Source organism: Halarsenatibacter silvermanii (assembly GCF_900103135.1).
In the GTDB taxonomy this organism is placed as follows: Bacteria; Bacillota; Halanaerobiia; order Halanaerobiales; family Halarsenatibacteraceae; genus Halarsenatibacter; species Halarsenatibacter silvermanii.
The window spans coordinates 103,965-118,021 of record NZ_FNGO01000002.1 but is presented as its reverse complement, the minus strand read 5'-3'; the positions used below and the strand labels follow the sequence as shown (position 1 = coordinate 118,021).

12 protein-coding genes are annotated in these 14,057 nt (G+C 48.6%); 11 read left to right on the top strand and 1 reads right to left on the bottom strand.

The window, feature by feature from the left end:
• The first annotated feature begins 3 nt into the window (after positions 1-3).
• The 10 genes from BLT15_RS01525 to BLT15_RS01480 all read left to right on the top strand — a co-directional run bounded on the left by BLT15_RS01525 (position 4) and on the right by BLT15_RS01480 (position 12,910).
• A complete protein-coding gene (locus BLT15_RS01525) occupies positions 4-939 on the top strand; it encodes a methylenetetrahydrofolate reductase (protein ID WP_089757982.1) in 936 nt (311 codons plus the stop codon).
• Entirely contained in the window at positions 929-1,363 is a 435-nt protein-coding gene (locus BLT15_RS01520) for a 4Fe-4S dicluster domain-containing protein (protein WP_089757980.1), read from the top strand. The genes BLT15_RS01525 and BLT15_RS01520 overlap by 11 nt, the downstream gene beginning before the upstream one ends.
• A gap of 2 nt (positions 1,364-1,365) precedes the next feature.
• The gene (locus BLT15_RS01515; RefSeq protein ID WP_089757978.1) at positions 1,366-4,452 is read left to right on the top strand and encodes an FAD-dependent oxidoreductase; all 3,087 of its coding nucleotides are present in this window, start codon (positions 1,366-1,368) and stop codon (positions 4,450-4,452) included.
• A 1-nt stretch (position 4,453) separates the two neighbouring features.
• The gene (locus tag BLT15_RS01510) at positions 4,454-4,972 is read left to right on the top strand and encodes a hydrogenase iron-sulfur subunit (RefSeq protein ID WP_089757976.1); all 519 of its coding nucleotides are present in this window, start codon (positions 4,454-4,456) and stop codon (positions 4,970-4,972) included.
• Positions 4,956-5,810 (top strand): 4Fe-4S binding protein, encoded by an 855-nt coding sequence (locus BLT15_RS01505; protein ID WP_089757974.1) that lies wholly within the window; start codon positions 4,956-4,958, stop codon positions 5,808-5,810. The genes BLT15_RS01510 and BLT15_RS01505 overlap by 17 nt, the downstream gene beginning before the upstream one ends.
• A gap of 12 nt (positions 5,811-5,822) precedes the next feature.
• Complete coding sequence (locus BLT15_RS01500) at positions 5,823-6,863, top strand: 4Fe-4S dicluster domain-containing protein (protein ID WP_089757972.1); 1,041 nt, start codon at positions 5,823-5,825, stop codon at positions 6,861-6,863.
• A complete protein-coding gene (locus BLT15_RS01495) occupies positions 6,864-7,709 on the top strand; it encodes an FAD/NAD(P)-binding protein (protein ID WP_200769664.1) in 846 nt (281 codons plus the stop codon). It abuts the gene before it with no gap.
• A gap of 13 nt (positions 7,710-7,722) precedes the next feature.
• Positions 7,723-9,156, top strand: coding sequence for a trimethylamine methyltransferase family protein (locus tag BLT15_RS01490; RefSeq protein WP_089757969.1), 1,434 nt, complete (start codon positions 7,723-7,725; stop codon positions 9,154-9,156).
• 62 nt (positions 9,157-9,218) lie between these two features.
• Positions 9,219-10,877 carry a formate--tetrahydrofolate ligase gene (locus BLT15_RS01485; RefSeq protein ID WP_089757966.1) on the top strand — a complete coding sequence of 553 codons (1,659 nt, stop codon included), beginning with the start codon at positions 9,219-9,221 and terminating at the stop codon, positions 10,875-10,877.
• Positions 10,878-11,071: 194 nt separating this feature from the next.
• On the top strand, positions 11,072-12,910 hold the full coding sequence (locus BLT15_RS01480) for an ASKHA domain-containing protein (RefSeq protein ID WP_089757964.1): 1,839 nt from the start codon (positions 11,072-11,074) through the stop codon (positions 12,908-12,910).
• 67 nt (positions 12,911-12,977) lie between these two features.
• On the opposite strand, the gene BLT15_RS01475 is transcribed toward BLT15_RS01480, so the two are convergent.
• Positions 12,978-13,349, bottom strand: coding sequence for a late competence development ComFB family protein (locus BLT15_RS01475; protein WP_089757962.1), 372 nt, complete (start codon positions 13,347-13,349; stop codon positions 12,978-12,980).
• A 174-nt stretch (positions 13,350-13,523) separates the two neighbouring features.
• On the opposite strand from BLT15_RS01475, the gene BLT15_RS01470 reads away from it, so the two are divergent.
• The gene (locus BLT15_RS01470; protein ID WP_089757960.1) at positions 13,524-14,057 is read left to right on the top strand and encodes a GAF domain-containing protein; all 534 of its coding nucleotides are present in this window, start codon (positions 13,524-13,526) and stop codon (positions 14,055-14,057) included.

Here is a 14,057-nt window from a genome sequence, read left to right as displayed (position 1 = left end):
TGTATGCCAGAATATATTTCCAACCTGCATAAACTGCTGGAAGAGGATCACTTTGTCGTCTGCAGCGAGATGGGCCCACCGATAGGCGCGGATCCGGATTTTATCAGAGAAAAGTGCGAGGATCTGCATGGATATGTGGATGCTGTCAATGTGACCGATAATCAGACAGCTATAGTGAGAATGTCCAGCATTGCTGCATCTAAAATTGCACATGAAGAAGGCCTGGAGATGATAATTCAGGCCACCACGAGGGATAGAAACAGAATCGGTCTTCAGAGCGATCTGCTGGGAGCAAGCGCTTTAGGCCTCCGCAATGTTCTCTGTCTCACCGGTGACCATCAAAGTTTTGGTAAGGACGAAGGCTCAAAAAATGTATTCGATATGGACTCCGTTAGTTTAATCAAAGCTGCTCGCGATATGGTGGACGATGAAGAACTGGTCAGCGGCGACGAGCTGCGGACCCCGCCCAAATTATATATCGGCGGAGCTCACAACCCTTTTGCTGAGCCCTATGAGATGCATATGCTGAAGCTTAAAAAGAAGATAAAGGCCGGCATGGATTTTATTCAGACCCAGTGTATTTATAATCTGGAAAAATTTGATCGCTGGATGGAAGATATGAGAAAAGAAGGACTGCATGAAGAAGTTCATATCCTGGCAGGTCTTCTGCCAACCAAATCCGAATTTGCTCTCAAGTATATGAAGAATGATGTGCCGGGCATGGATGTGCCTGATGAGCTTATAGATAGAATCGCTAATGCCGATGATAAAAGGCAGGAAGGCATAGACTTTACCGTGGAAATAATAGAGCATGTGAAAAATACAGAGGGAGTTAAAGGAATACATCTGATGCCGGTGGGCTGGGAAGAGATAACACCGGTGGTAGTTGAAGAAGCAGGACTTTATCCCCGACCGGAGGTGGAAGTAGATGATGAATAGCGAATTTAAACGCACCGTACAGGATCGTCCCGGAGGAGAAAATCTTTCTCTATGCTTCAGCTGCGGCAGCTGTACAGGAACCTGTCCCGTGGCCGAGCAGCGTGAAAGCTTTAATCCCCGCCTTATGATCAAAAAGGCTCTGCTGGGTTTTGAAGAAGAGCTGCTCGATGGGGAAGAGATCTGGCAGTGTATTCAGTGTCGGCGCTGTGTATCGGCCTGCCCGCAAAATGTCCGTTTTGCCGATATTGTCAGGGTTTTGCGCCGAATGGCTGTTGAAGAGGATTACTGTGATGCCGGGCTGGAACAGGAGCTTGACGAACTGGACAAAAATGTGCTGCGCTATCGATTGAACAGCGTTGAAGAAGCCTTAGAGAGCGACAGAGCACCGACCGAATATACACTCGAAGAAACCGGTGGTGAATAAATATGCCAGATCCAGTAGTAGTAGTTGGAGGCGGTATAGCCGGGATTCAGGCGGCTACAGACCTGGCCGAAATGGGAGTGCCGGTCTATCTGGTTGAAAGCGGCCCCAGTCTGGGCGGGCGCATGGCACAGCTCGATAAGACCTTTCCCACAAATGACTGTTCCACCTGTATTCTGGCTCCCAAGATTACCGATTGTTTTACACACGAGAACGTTACCACCTATACGATGACCGAACTCATGAATCTGTCCGGTGAACCCGGAGATTTTCAGGTGAAGCTGAAGAAAAAGCCCCGTTATGTCGATGAAGAAAAGTGTACAGGCTGTGGTGACTGTCTGGACAAGTGTCCTGTAACTATAGAAGATGAGTACAATATGGGTATGGATGAACACGGTGCCATTCACATGTACAGGCCTCAGTCTGTTCCCAATGTAGCTGTTATAGATGAGGAAAACTGCCGCAAGCTGCAGGAGGACAAATGCGGAGTCTGTGAAAAAGTTTGTAACTTCGATGCAGTCGACTATGATCAGGTCGAAAGGCATTTTACCGTAAAAGCAGCCTCGGTTGTTTTTGCTGCCGGTTATGAAGCCTTTGACGGTACTGTAGTCGACCAGTATCGTTATGATGAACATGAAAATGTGGTGACCAGCCTGGAATACGAGCGAATTTTGAATGCTTCCGGGCCTACTGATGGCCATATCGTTCGTCCTTCAGACGGGGAGGAAGCAGAAAAAGTCGCTTTTATCCACTGTGCCGGTTCCCGTGACAGGCGCTGTGATCATAATTACTGTTCTTCAGTTTGCTGTATGTACTCTCTCAAGCATGCTTTTATCACCAAAGAGCACCGCGATGAGATAGAAGTGGATATGTACTATATGGATATGAGATCATTCAGCAAGGGTTTTGAACGCTATTACAATCGCGCTCAGGAAACAGAAGGAATAAATTTCGTGCGCTCCCGGGTAGCCGAGATCGAAGAAGGAGAACACCAGGGAGACGTCAGGCTTAAAGTCACGGAGGGAGATGATGGTTTTGCCGCTGAGGACTACGATCTCGTCGTTTTAGCAAGCGGCATGGAGCCGACCGAAAAAATGCACGAAACACTGCAGGATCTCAGGGTGAGAACCAACAAATACGGTTTCGCTGCTGAAGATGAATTCGATCCTCTCTCCACCAGCCGGGATGGAGTTTATGCCTGCGGCGTGGTTAACGGTCCTAAAGACATACCTGAATCGGTGATGGGCGCCAGCGGATCAGCAGCTTTAGCTGCCCGCCATTCAGTCCTTGATGTTCAGGAATTGGGTTTTGAAGAGGCCAAAGTCAAAGAGGATAGAATAGTGGAGAACGAAAGAACACGCGTTGGGGTTTTTGTCTGCCACTGCGGCACAAATATAGCCGGGGTTATAGACGTAGAGGAGGTGGCCGAAAGAGCTGCCGAGATACCTTTCGTCGAACATTCAGAAGAAGTTGTTTATCTCTGTTCTTCTGACAGCCAGGATTTGATCGCGGATAGAATAGAGGAACATGAACTGAACAGGGTTGTAATAGCTTCCTGCACTCCCAGAACTCATGAACCTCTCTTCCGAGATGCTGTAGAACGCAGCGGACTCAACCCCTATTTGATGGAAATGACCAATATACGCGACCAGGGTTCCTGGGTGCATAAAGAGGAGCCGGAAAAAGCCACCGAAAAGTCATTTGAGCTGATAAAAGGGACAGTTTCTTCGGTCAAAAACGCCATACCCCTGCAGCGGGGTGAGGTCGATAATATCGCCCGCGGTCTCGTGATCGGAGGAGGCGTCTCCGGAATGACTTCGGCCCTGGAACTGGCCGAGCTGGGTTTTCCCGTCGCCCTGGTCGAAAAGGAAAAAGAGCTGGGTGGTCATGCCAACAAGCTCAAACAATCGCTTGAGGGCAGACCGGTAGAACCTCATATTGACCGGCTTAAACAGAAGGTCAGAGAGCATGAACTGATCGATCTTTACTGCGGTCACGAGCTAAAAGATATATCCGGGTTTGTCGGCAACTTCACCCTGGAACTCGACCCGCCTGTTGTTGATGAGGCCAGGAGTGAAGAGGATGAGCTGATAGAGGTCGAAGGCGGTACCGTCGTCGTCGCCACCGGCGGCGAGGAACACACTCCGCAGGAGTATGATTATGAGATGAGCGATAAAGTCGTAACCCAGCTAGAGCTGGACGAAAGACTGGAGGATGGAGTTCCCGAAGCTGACAGCATCTATATGATTCAATGTGTGGGTTCTCGCGAGGATGATCGGCCTTACTGCAGCCGCATATGCTGCAGCCAGGCTCTGCGCAATGCAATTTACATCAAGGAAAGAAGCCCTGAAACTGAGATTAACATTCTCTACCGCGAGATGAGAAGCTACGGTTATTTTGAAGATCTTTACCGCAAAGCCCGCGATCTGGGCGTTAATTTCAGCCGTTATACAGAGGATGACAAACCGGAAGTCAGGGCAGCAGAAGACGGTATGGAAATCTGCTACGAAGAACCTCTTACTGAAAAAGAAGTTGAGGATAGAGCTGATATGCTGGTTCTGGCACCAGCAATTCTTCCCAACGAAGATAACCAGGAAATCAGTCAGATGCTCAAAACCCCTCTCAACGAGGACGGATTTTTCCTGGAGGCTCATGTGAAGCTGCGGCCGGTCGATTCGGCTACTGATGGCATCTTTTTGACCGGGCTGGCACATGGCCCCAAAAATCTCAGCGAATCGATCTCTCAGAGCAGGGCTGCTGCCGGCAGAGCCGCATCTATTCTGGCCCGTGAATACCTCCTGACGGAGGCAATGGTGGCCGAAGTCGATGAAAACCTCTGTATCGGCTGTGGTGACTGTGAACGGGTCTGTGTATATAAAGCGATCGAGGTCGATCCTGAAGATGAAGTCGCCGAGGTCAACGAGGTACTCTGTAAGGGGTGCGGAAACTGCACAGGAGTCTGCCGTCCCCATGCTGTTGATCTCAAAGGCTTCAGCAATTCCAAGTTGATCGACGAGATAGATGCTCTTTTGAGCGAAGATGGGGAAGAACAGGTTCCGGTTAATGAACCTGTAGAGACAGGAGGGATGTAAATTGGAGGCAAAAGCGGAAACAGAAGCAGCGGCAGATAACCAAAAAGATAGGGAAGAATTCGAGCCAAAAATAGTTTCTTTTCTCTGCAACTGGTGCAGTTATGCAGCGGCTGATCTGGCTGGAAGCAGCAGGCTGCAGTACCCCTCCAATATCAGGACGGTTAGAATTCCCTGTACGGGAAGGATTAATCCGCTTCTGATAATCAAAACTCTGGAGAAAGGGGCTGACGGCATATTGGTTTCTGGCTGTCATCCCGGAGATTGTCACTATATAGATGGCAACTATTATGCCCGCCGCCGTTTTACCATGTTAAAAGAGATGCTGGAGTTTGCCGGTGTCGAGCCCGAGCGACTCAATTTTACCTGGTGTTCAGCGGCCGAAGGCAAACGCTTTGCCGAGATAGTAACCCGGGTTGTCGACAGGGTTAAGAGTGTGGGCGCCTGGGAAGGTTTTATAGATGATTCACAGATTACAGAAGAAGACAGGGTGGGTGAAATAGATTATGAGCAATTCCTATAAACAGATAACGGAAGAGCTCAGAGAGGTGGCCGGTCAGGTGCTGGAAGAGCATGATATTAAACATCTGGTCGGCTTCGCTCCCGGTATGTTTTCTGAGCTCATTGAACCGGTATTTATAGATTCTCCCGAGCAAGCTGAAAAACTTTCTTTCACTGCTGATGCTTCCCCCATGCTGGCCAAATATATCCACAAATATCATCCGGCCAGGCAGGCAGTGGTGGCCAAACCCTGTGATTCCAGGGCTATGGCCTATTATATGTCGGAAGATTTGATGGAGAGAGAAGATCTTGTGGTCATCGGCATAAACGGCTGTCCCGGAATTGACGGCAACTCTGCCTGCGATGAGTGCGATACCCGCAATCCGGTCATTGCCGATTATACTGTGGGAGAAGAGATGGATCAGGAGGAAATCGAGGCAGAGCTGGCGGAAAACAGCTATCTGCTTGAGGAAGTTTCTCCTGAGGAGCGGAAAAAACACTATCAGGAGGAATTTTCCCGCTGTACTCAATGTTATGCCTGCCGGGATGCCTGTCCTGTCTGCTATTGTGATCATTGTTTTGTAGAGAGCAATCAGCCGGAGTGGCTGAGAGAGGGAAGCGATACAGAGAACGATATGGTCTTTCATCTGATGCGAACCATGCATATGCCGGGCAGATGTGTCAACTGCGGCGCCTGTGAAATGGCCTGTCCTGAAGGAATTGAGATGAGATCCCTGACCTCCCATCTCTATCATAAGGCCAGAGATTTGTATGATTATCGGCCGGGGATGGATCCTGACCAGCTGACGCTTTATTCGGATTATGATAAAGATGACGAAGAACCAGGCTTTCTGGACTAGGAGGTGAAATAAATGTTAAAATCCTTAAATCCCCGGCAGTTAAAAGATTTTATCGAAGATCTCAGCGAAAATTACCAGGTAGTAGCCCCATTTCGAGTTAGGCAGGGGGATGAGAAAAAAGTTATTTACAGTGATGTTCATTCCGGAGACGAGATAGACTCGATCTATCTGGAAGAACAGCCTGATGTCTCTCCCAAAGAATATTATCTTCCCCGGGATGACAGGCTGGGTCGGGAAACCACCGGACCAGACCATGAACCGGACGATTGGTCTGACTGCCCCCGGCTATTTTTGGGGGTTAGAAGCTGTGATGTTCAGGGCATGAAACTCTACGATGACGTTTTTATGGAAGAAAATTTTATAGACCAGTTCTACCAGGCCCGGCGGGAAAACAGCATGCTGGTAGGTTATTCCTGTCTTGAACCCTCCCGCCAGTCCTTCTGCCGCCAGGTGGAGATCGACCCGGCCGACAATGATGATGCTCCGGCCTATCTGCTGAAGGATGATGATACTTTTTACCTCAGAATAGATGAAGAGATGGCTGATGAAGCTTTTCTGGAGGCAGCTGAGGCCCTGGACGATGCTGAAGAAGATTGGGCCGGACTGACCGATAAAAGACGTCAAAAACTGCCGGAAAACAGTGAATTCAGCATAGATCAGGAACTTCCCTATCCTGAAATGGAAGCTTTTGAATCAGTCGACTGGGAAAATCCTACAGCCAGCTGTCTGGGCTGCGGAGTCTGTACCTTTTACTGTCCCACATGTTTCTGTTTTAAGTTTTACTGGGAGGGGCTGGAGAAGAAGCGCTCCTGGGACTCCTGCATGTTCTCTCTTTTTACGGCTCACGCATCCGGGCATAACCCCCGGGAAGAGCAGGATCAGCGCTGGCGTCAGCGGGCCCTGCATAAATTCTCCTATCATCCAACTCATTATGATGGCTCGCCCGGCTGTGTTGGCTGCGGAAGGTGTGTGGAAAAATGTCCGGTAAATCTGGACATAAGAAGGGTCATTCACGAGGTCGAGACAACGCTGGCCGAGAAAGGAGGTAATTAGGTGAAGAAAGAAAATTATATGCCTCATAAGGCGGAAATTGTTGATATAATCCAGGAGACAGGCAAAAATCTGAACATCAAAACATTCCATCTCAGGATTGCAGATGATGATAAAAATGTTCTCGACTTCAAACCCGGCCAGTTTTTGATGCTCACCGCCTACGGGGTGGGAGAAGCTCCCTATGGTTTCGCCTCTTCGCCGGAGAATGATGAATATATTAAGATATCGGTAAAAAAAGTTGGCAAAGTAACCTCTGCAGTGCATGATATGAAAGAAGGCGACTATTTAGGAGTGCGCGGTCCCTACGGAAACAGCTTCCCGGTCGAAAAAGCTGAAGGTAAAGATATCGTATTCGTAGGAGGAGGTATCGGGGTAGCGCCCCTGCGATCTCTGATGGAATATGTTCTCGATCCTGAAAACCGTGATAAATTCGGGCACATCCAGATGCTGCATGGTTTTCGCTCTCCAGATGATATGCTTTATTCCTACGATCACCGCAGGTGGGAAAATGCCCCCAACACAACCGTCAAATTTACCATCGATGAGCCCTGCAAAGGCTGGGACCGCTGTGTTGGCTTCCCCCATAACCTGATAGTGGATGAGCTAGAATGTACAACCGAGGATACTCTTTATTTCACCTGTGGTCCGCCGATTATGATCAAAGCAGTCATCGATAAATTGACCGAACTGGGTGTCAAACCGCAAAACATCATTACAACTCTGGAGATGAGGATGGACTGCGGCATGGGTAAGTGCGGAAAATGCAATATTGGTCACCGCTATGTATGCTGTGATGGACCGGTATTTACCTACAGCCAGTTAAAAGAGATGCCGGATGAATATTAGGGGGTGCTGATTTTTGTTTAAGAGAAAACTGGGGAATCAGGATATTTTCACCCCCGGGGAGGAGGATGCCCTGCATGAAGCCACCCTCCGGGTTCTGGAAGAATCCGGTGTTGAGATCGTCTCTTCCAGGGCCCGGGAACATTTCCAGAGGGCTGGAATCGAGGTGGATGGCAATCGGGTGCACCCGGGTCAGGACGATCTGGAAAAGTTTCTTGCAAAAGCTCCGGAAAGTTTTGAAATCAAGGCCAGAAATGAAGCCAATAACATCAGAGTGGGAGGAAATAACACAGTCTTCGTCCCTGGTTATGGAGCTCCCTTCGTGATGGATTATGAAGGCGTCAGGCGAAATTCAACCTTTGCCGATTATCGCAATTTCACCAAACTCACTCAATGTAGTGATAATCTGGATGTTGTCGGGGGAGTCCTGGTCGAGCCCAACGATGTGCCCGACAGAATAAGACATGCTCGCATGTTTTCCGCGGCCATAAAGTTGAGCGACAAGTGTTTCATGGGAAGTTCCATGGGGAGGAAAAAAGCCCGGGAAACTCTGGATATGGCCGCCATACTTTTCGGCAGCAAAAAATATGTCGCGGATAATGTTGTTTTGATAACTCTGATCAATGCCAACAGCCCTCTGCAGCTGGATGTGCGGATGACAGATGCCCTGGAAGTTTACGCGGAAAATGGCCAGGCTTTATGTCTGGCTTCGATGAGCATGAGCGGCACGACGGCTCCTGCTACCATCCCGGCCACGCTGGTCCAGCAAAATGCGGAGGTATTGACGGGCATCCTTCTTGCTCAAATAATAAACCCCGGCTGTCCGGTGATCTATGGTTCCGCCTCAAGCCTGCTCGATTTGCGGGGAGCGGATATGGCGCTGGGCAGCCCGGAAACAGCCAAGATGTTTAACGGAACCGCTCAACTGGCGCGAAGATATGATCTGCCGGTGAGGGGCGGAGGAGCCCTAACAGATTCGCTTTTCCCTGATGCTCAGGGAGGCTATGAGGCCATGATGAATATTTTTTCAGCGATTAAAAGCGGTTTTAACTTCATGCTTCATAGTGCGGGGCTTTTGGAAAATTATATGGCTATGTCCTACGAGAAGTTTGTTATCGATGATGAAATTCTGGGCATGATAGGAAATTATGCTTCCGGCCTCGAGGTCAATGAAGATACTATAGCTGAAGAAGTTATCAACGAGGTAGGTCCTGGAGGCAATTACATTACTCATGACCACACATTTTCTCATATGGAAGATCTGCGGACTCCCAATCTGAGTTCGCGCCGTAAATATTCAAGCGAAAAAGATCAGCCTATCGCCCGGGAAAGAGCCTATCAGAAACGGCAGGAAATCCTGGAAGATTTTGAGGCGCCGGATTTGCCGGCAGGAATTGTGGAGGAGCTCAAGAATTATATTAATGACCTGGAAAGCAGAAGCGGCATATAAATTTTTCATCAAATAAAATCAATGTGATTTAGACCAAAACAAATAAGGGGGAATTAATCAGTATGAAGAATGATATTGAAATTGCTCAGGAAGCCGAACAGGAACATATCGTCGACATAGCGGAAAAGGTAGGCCTGACAGAGGACGATATCGAGCAGTACGGGGATAATAAAGCCAAGGTCAATATGGATGTTCTCGAGGAAAGAGATCTGGACAGCAATCTGGTTCTGGTCACCGCCATGACCCCTACAGCAGCTGGAGAAGGCAAGACCACCACTACTGTCGGTCTGGGACAGGCGATGAACAGACTCGGTGAAGATTGCGCGATAGCGATCCGGGAACCTTCTCTGGGCCCCGCCATGGGCGTTAAAGGTGGAGCTGCCGGAGGTGGATATTCTCAGGTAATTCCTATGGAGGATATCAACCTTCATTTTACCGGCGACATTCACGCGATCGGGATAGCTCATAATCTGCTTTCAGCGACTATCGATAATCATATGTTCCAGGGCAACGAGCTCGGCCTGGACCCCAACAAGGTCGGTTTTTCCCGGGTGGTTGACATGAACGACCGGGCTCTGAGAAATATTGTTGTCGGTCTGGGTGGCTATGGTCTGCCCAGAGAGGATAACTTCATGATAACTGTGGCCTCAGAAATTATGGCTATCCTCTGCCTGGCCAACAATATCGCCGAGCTCAAAGAGCGCATGGGTGAAATAGTCATAGGTTATACCTTTGACGATGAACCCGTAGCGGCAAAAGAATTGAACGTACATGGGGCTATGGCAGCGCTGCTTAAAGATGCCATCAGGCCGAACCTTGTTCAGACTCTAGAAAACACTCCGGCTTTTGTTCACGGCGGACCCTTTGCCAATATAGCTCACGGCTGCAACAGCCTGACAGCTACCAAGATGGCCATGGCAGTGAGCGATATTACCATCACTGAAGCAGGTTTCGGTGCCGATCTGGGAGCCGAGAAATTCTTCAATATCAAATGCCGTTATGGTGATCTAAGTCCGGAGGCCACCGTTGTGGTTGCCACCGCCCGAGCGCTCAAGATGCACGGCGGCAAAGAACTGGATGAGCTGGAAGATGAGGATCTGGATGCTCTGTCCGGCGGCATTGAAAATCTGGAAAAGCATATAGAGAACATTCAGAAGTTCGGCCTGCCGCTGGTTGTTGCTATCAACCGCTTCCCCCATGACACCGAAGCAGAACTCGAACTCATCCGTGAGCGCTGCGAGGATATGGGCGTAGAGGTTGCTCTCTCCGAGGTTTTCGCTAAAGGCGGCGAAGGTGGAGAAGAGCTGGCCGAAAAAGTGCTGGATCTGGTGGAAAATCAAGAATCAGAATTCGACTTCCTTTACGAAGCTGATAAATCTATCAAGGAAAAGATAGAAACCATCGCCACCGAGGTTTATGGTGCCGACGGAGTCGAATACAGCGATCAGGCTGAAGAGCAGATCGAGAGATACACAGCTTCTGGCTATGATGATCTGCCCATCTGCATGGCCAAAACTCAGGATTCTATCTCAGATAAGCCTCATCTGAAGGGCCGTCCTACCGGATTCACCTTGAGCGTCAGAGAAATAAATATTTCGGCCGGAGCCGGCTTCCTCGTCCCGATTACCGGTCCGGTTATGACCATGCCTGGACTGCCTGAGACACCTTCTGCGGAAGATATAGACATCGATGAGGACGGCAAGATAAGCGGTCTCTTCTAATAAATCGCTTGAGCACAGCCCTCATTTGATCCTCCCATAAGCGGGATCATAGGCAGCGGCCGGACAGTTTGCATACTGTCCGGCTTTGCTGCTGATTTTTCATTCTGAAAGTGTAACAAAATTACATATTTTTTGATCCTGCTGTGGTATTATACAACAAGGAGATCCGTAACTATTAGGGGGGCTAAATTTTCATGGAATTTGAAGTCGAGTTAATACAGGGCGAAAGAAAAGAAACAAAAAATGTCTCCGGGAGTTTGCCGCTGTTGAAAGTCATTCAGGAAAGCGGCCTGGAACTGGACAGCTACTGCGGGGGAAAGGGCACCTGCGGTAAATGCAAAGCTCTTATAAAACCAGCTCCTTCTCCTAAAGCTCGCGAGAGAAACCTTCTGGAAAATTCAGAGCTGGAAGAGGGTATCAGGCTGGCCTGCCTTCACACCGTTGAGGAAGATCTCACTGTAGAAATAGAAAAAGGCGGAGAAATAAGCATTCTGGCCGGTGAGGAGGAAGTCAGCTGCGAGATTGATAACGGCTGGAACAGATATATTTATGATTTTGAGGAGCCCAGTCTGGAGGATCAGCGCAGTTATCTGCGCCGAATTTTTGACAGGGGGGATATGGAGGAAACTTCGCTTTCAGCGATCAAGCAGCTGGAAAAAAGACGTGAAGAGAATGAAATTGTCGCCGTGGGCAAAGATGAATACCTTGCCCGCATCGGCAGTCAGGAGGAAATTCTAAGAGCTGCAGGAGCGGCGGTGGACATAGGCACAACTACGGTGGTCGTTTATCTGCTCGATCTGGAATCCGGACGGGAACTGGCGGTAGATTCATTCTACAATCCTCAGAAAGAACTGGGGGCTGATGTCATCAGCAGGATTCAGGCTGCCAGGGATCAGAAAGACGGCTGGCGGAAACTGCAGCGGATGCTGGTGGAAAAATTGAACAGCAGTCTGGCCGGATTAGCTGAAAAGATGGATCTGGAGACCGATGATATATATCGCATGGTTTTTGCCGGCAACACAATAATGCTGCACAGTTTTCTGGGGCTTAACAGTGAAGATATCGCCAATTCTCCTTTTATCCCCACCATCTGTGATCAGCAGAAGTTTTCTCCCTCAGATCCTGGACTCGATATTAATCCGCAGGGGGAGATAGAGATACTTCCCTCTATCTCGGGATATGTAGGCGGCGACATAGTTGCTGATATGCTGGCAGTTGATCTGGCCGACACCGAAAATTACAACCTGCTTGTCGATATAGGAACCAACGGAGAAGTTGCTCTGGGAAAAAGCGACAAAATTTATGCCTGTTCTGTGGCTGCAGGCCCCTCCTTTGAAGGAGGAAATATAAGTGAGGGCATGGCCGCTATGCCGGGAGCAGCTGATAGTTTTGAGGTTCGGAAGGATGGATTTGATTATACCACCATCGATGCCCAAAAACCTGTGGGAATTTGTGGTTCCGGTCTGCTTGATCTCACCGCCGGCCTGCTGAAAGCAGGGGTTGTGACAGCTTCCGGCTCTTTCCAGGATAAAGAAAAGCTGCCTGACTTCTGGCGCCGGAGATATGAAAGAAAAAATGATATCGCCCGGCTCAAACTCTTTACGGAAGATGAATCAGGACGGGAAAGGCCTCTATTTTTCACACAAAAAGATGTGCGGCAGATGCAGCTGGCCAAAGGGGCCATTCGAGCAGGTATAGAAATCCTGATGGATAGGGCTGAGATAGGTACGCAGCAGATTGATGAGGTTTATCTGGTCGGCGGTTTTGCCAATTATCTGGATAAGAGACATGCCTGTGAAGTAGGGATGATACCGGAAAAGCTGGAGGACAGGATCTATCAGGCAGGAAATGGAGCAGGAGCAGGAGCAAGAATGATGCTGCTCAATGAAAATCTCGCAGATAAAGCGGCGGATTATAAGGAAAAAACTGAATACCTGGAGCTATCGACTTCAACTGAATTTCAACAGGAGTTTACAGACCGGATGTCTTTTCCGAAGCTGGAAAACAAAAAAATTGAAACCGGCACCGGCTAATTTTCAGAGCTGATAAAAAGGCCCCCTGACAACAGGGGGCCTTTATTTGATGGTCTGTTATCATTTTTTAGCTTTTATCAGCACCGGGTTTTTTCGGGCTGGAATTATCCTCATCATGTCGGGGGTTTTTGGAAACGATTCTGATTGCTTTAGTAAGCACCGAGACGATATCGACATTTACCTGGTGTTCAAACTCTATCAATTTAGCATGCAGGCTGCCCTGGGGACTCGCTATATACTTGGCCGGAATTCTATTCAATGTGTACGAAGCTATATCTAAAAGGCAGCTGCGGCATGTACATACATCTTCAAATTGTTCTTCTTTCATGATAAGTTCTTCCATTTTATCCAGAACAAAGTCTTCGGTATAGTTGTGCAGATCTTTCTGAAGCTGTTCCCTGTCAAATGGCTGACGATCGAGATGTTTATCTTCGGCCATGGTTAACCACCCCTCCTTTCCCATATTAATATATTCTGTATATGTCCTGAGAAATCCTTTATTGCGGTCGGTTTCAAATTTTACGTGGATCCAGCTATTATTTTCATGTTGGTGATCTTATACGATATCTCTCAACTGATAACAGGAATAACCTTTAAAGTGGAGGAGGTAAAAATGTCTGAGAAGAATAATGAAGAGATAGAAGCAGGAGATTATCCGATGAAAAAAGAACTTTATAAAGAGATCAAATTGGAACTCAAAAATCTGGTTGAAGATGAAAGGGACTGGCTGGCAAATCTGGCCAACACAGCAGCTCTTATTTTTCAAAGGCTACCCGGAATTAACTGGGCGGGTTTTTATCTGTGTCGGCAGGATAAAACTCTGCTGCTGGGGCCTTTTCAGGGAAGGCCGGCCTGTACACGCATCCCACCGGGTGAGGGAGTATGCGGAACCGCCCTGGTCGAAGAAAAGACCCTGGTGGTGCCAGATGTGCATGACTTTCCCGGACACATAGCATGTGATCCCCGGTCTAAATCGGAGATTGTGATTCCTCTGAAAAAAAGTGAAAAATTGATCGGTGTTCTGGATATTGACAGTCCCCAACTGGAACGCTTTGACAGCAGAGATGCTGAAAATCTGGAAGAGCTGACTGAAATACTGCTGGGACAGTCGGAGTTTGTAGAGATAAACTTTAACGGCGGGGGGTAA

What these genes read in the sequence shown, in the direction of transcription:
- BLT15_RS01525 (WP_089757982.1), top strand. Translation starts at nt 4, where the DNA reads ATGCCAGAATATATTTCCAACCTGCATAAACTGCTGGAAGAGGATCAC.
- BLT15_RS01520 (WP_089757980.1), top strand. Translation starts at nt 929, where the DNA reads ATGATGAATAGCGAATTTAAACGCACCGTACAGGATCGTCCCGGAGGA.
- BLT15_RS01515 (WP_089757978.1), top strand. Translation starts at nt 1,366, where the DNA reads ATGCCAGATCCAGTAGTAGTAGTTGGAGGCGGTATAGCCGGGATTCAG.
- BLT15_RS01505 (WP_089757974.1), top strand. Translation starts at nt 4,956, where the DNA reads ATGAGCAATTCCTATAAACAGATAACGGAAGAGCTCAGAGAGGTGGCC.
- BLT15_RS01500 (WP_089757972.1), top strand. Translation starts at nt 5,823, where the DNA reads ATGTTAAAATCCTTAAATCCCCGGCAGTTAAAAGATTTTATCGAAGAT.
- BLT15_RS01485 (WP_089757966.1), top strand. Translation starts at nt 9,219, where the DNA reads ATGAAGAATGATATTGAAATTGCTCAGGAAGCCGAACAGGAACATATC.
- BLT15_RS01480 (WP_089757964.1), top strand. Translation starts at nt 11,072, where the DNA reads ATGGAATTTGAAGTCGAGTTAATACAGGGCGAAAGAAAAGAAACAAAA.
- BLT15_RS01475 (WP_089757962.1), bottom strand. Translation starts at nt 13,349, where the DNA reads ATGGCCGAAGATAAACATCTCGATCGTCAGCCATTTGACAGGGAACAG.
- BLT15_RS01470 (WP_089757960.1), top strand. Translation starts at nt 13,524, where the DNA reads ATGTCTGAGAAGAATAATGAAGAGATAGAAGCAGGAGATTATCCGATG.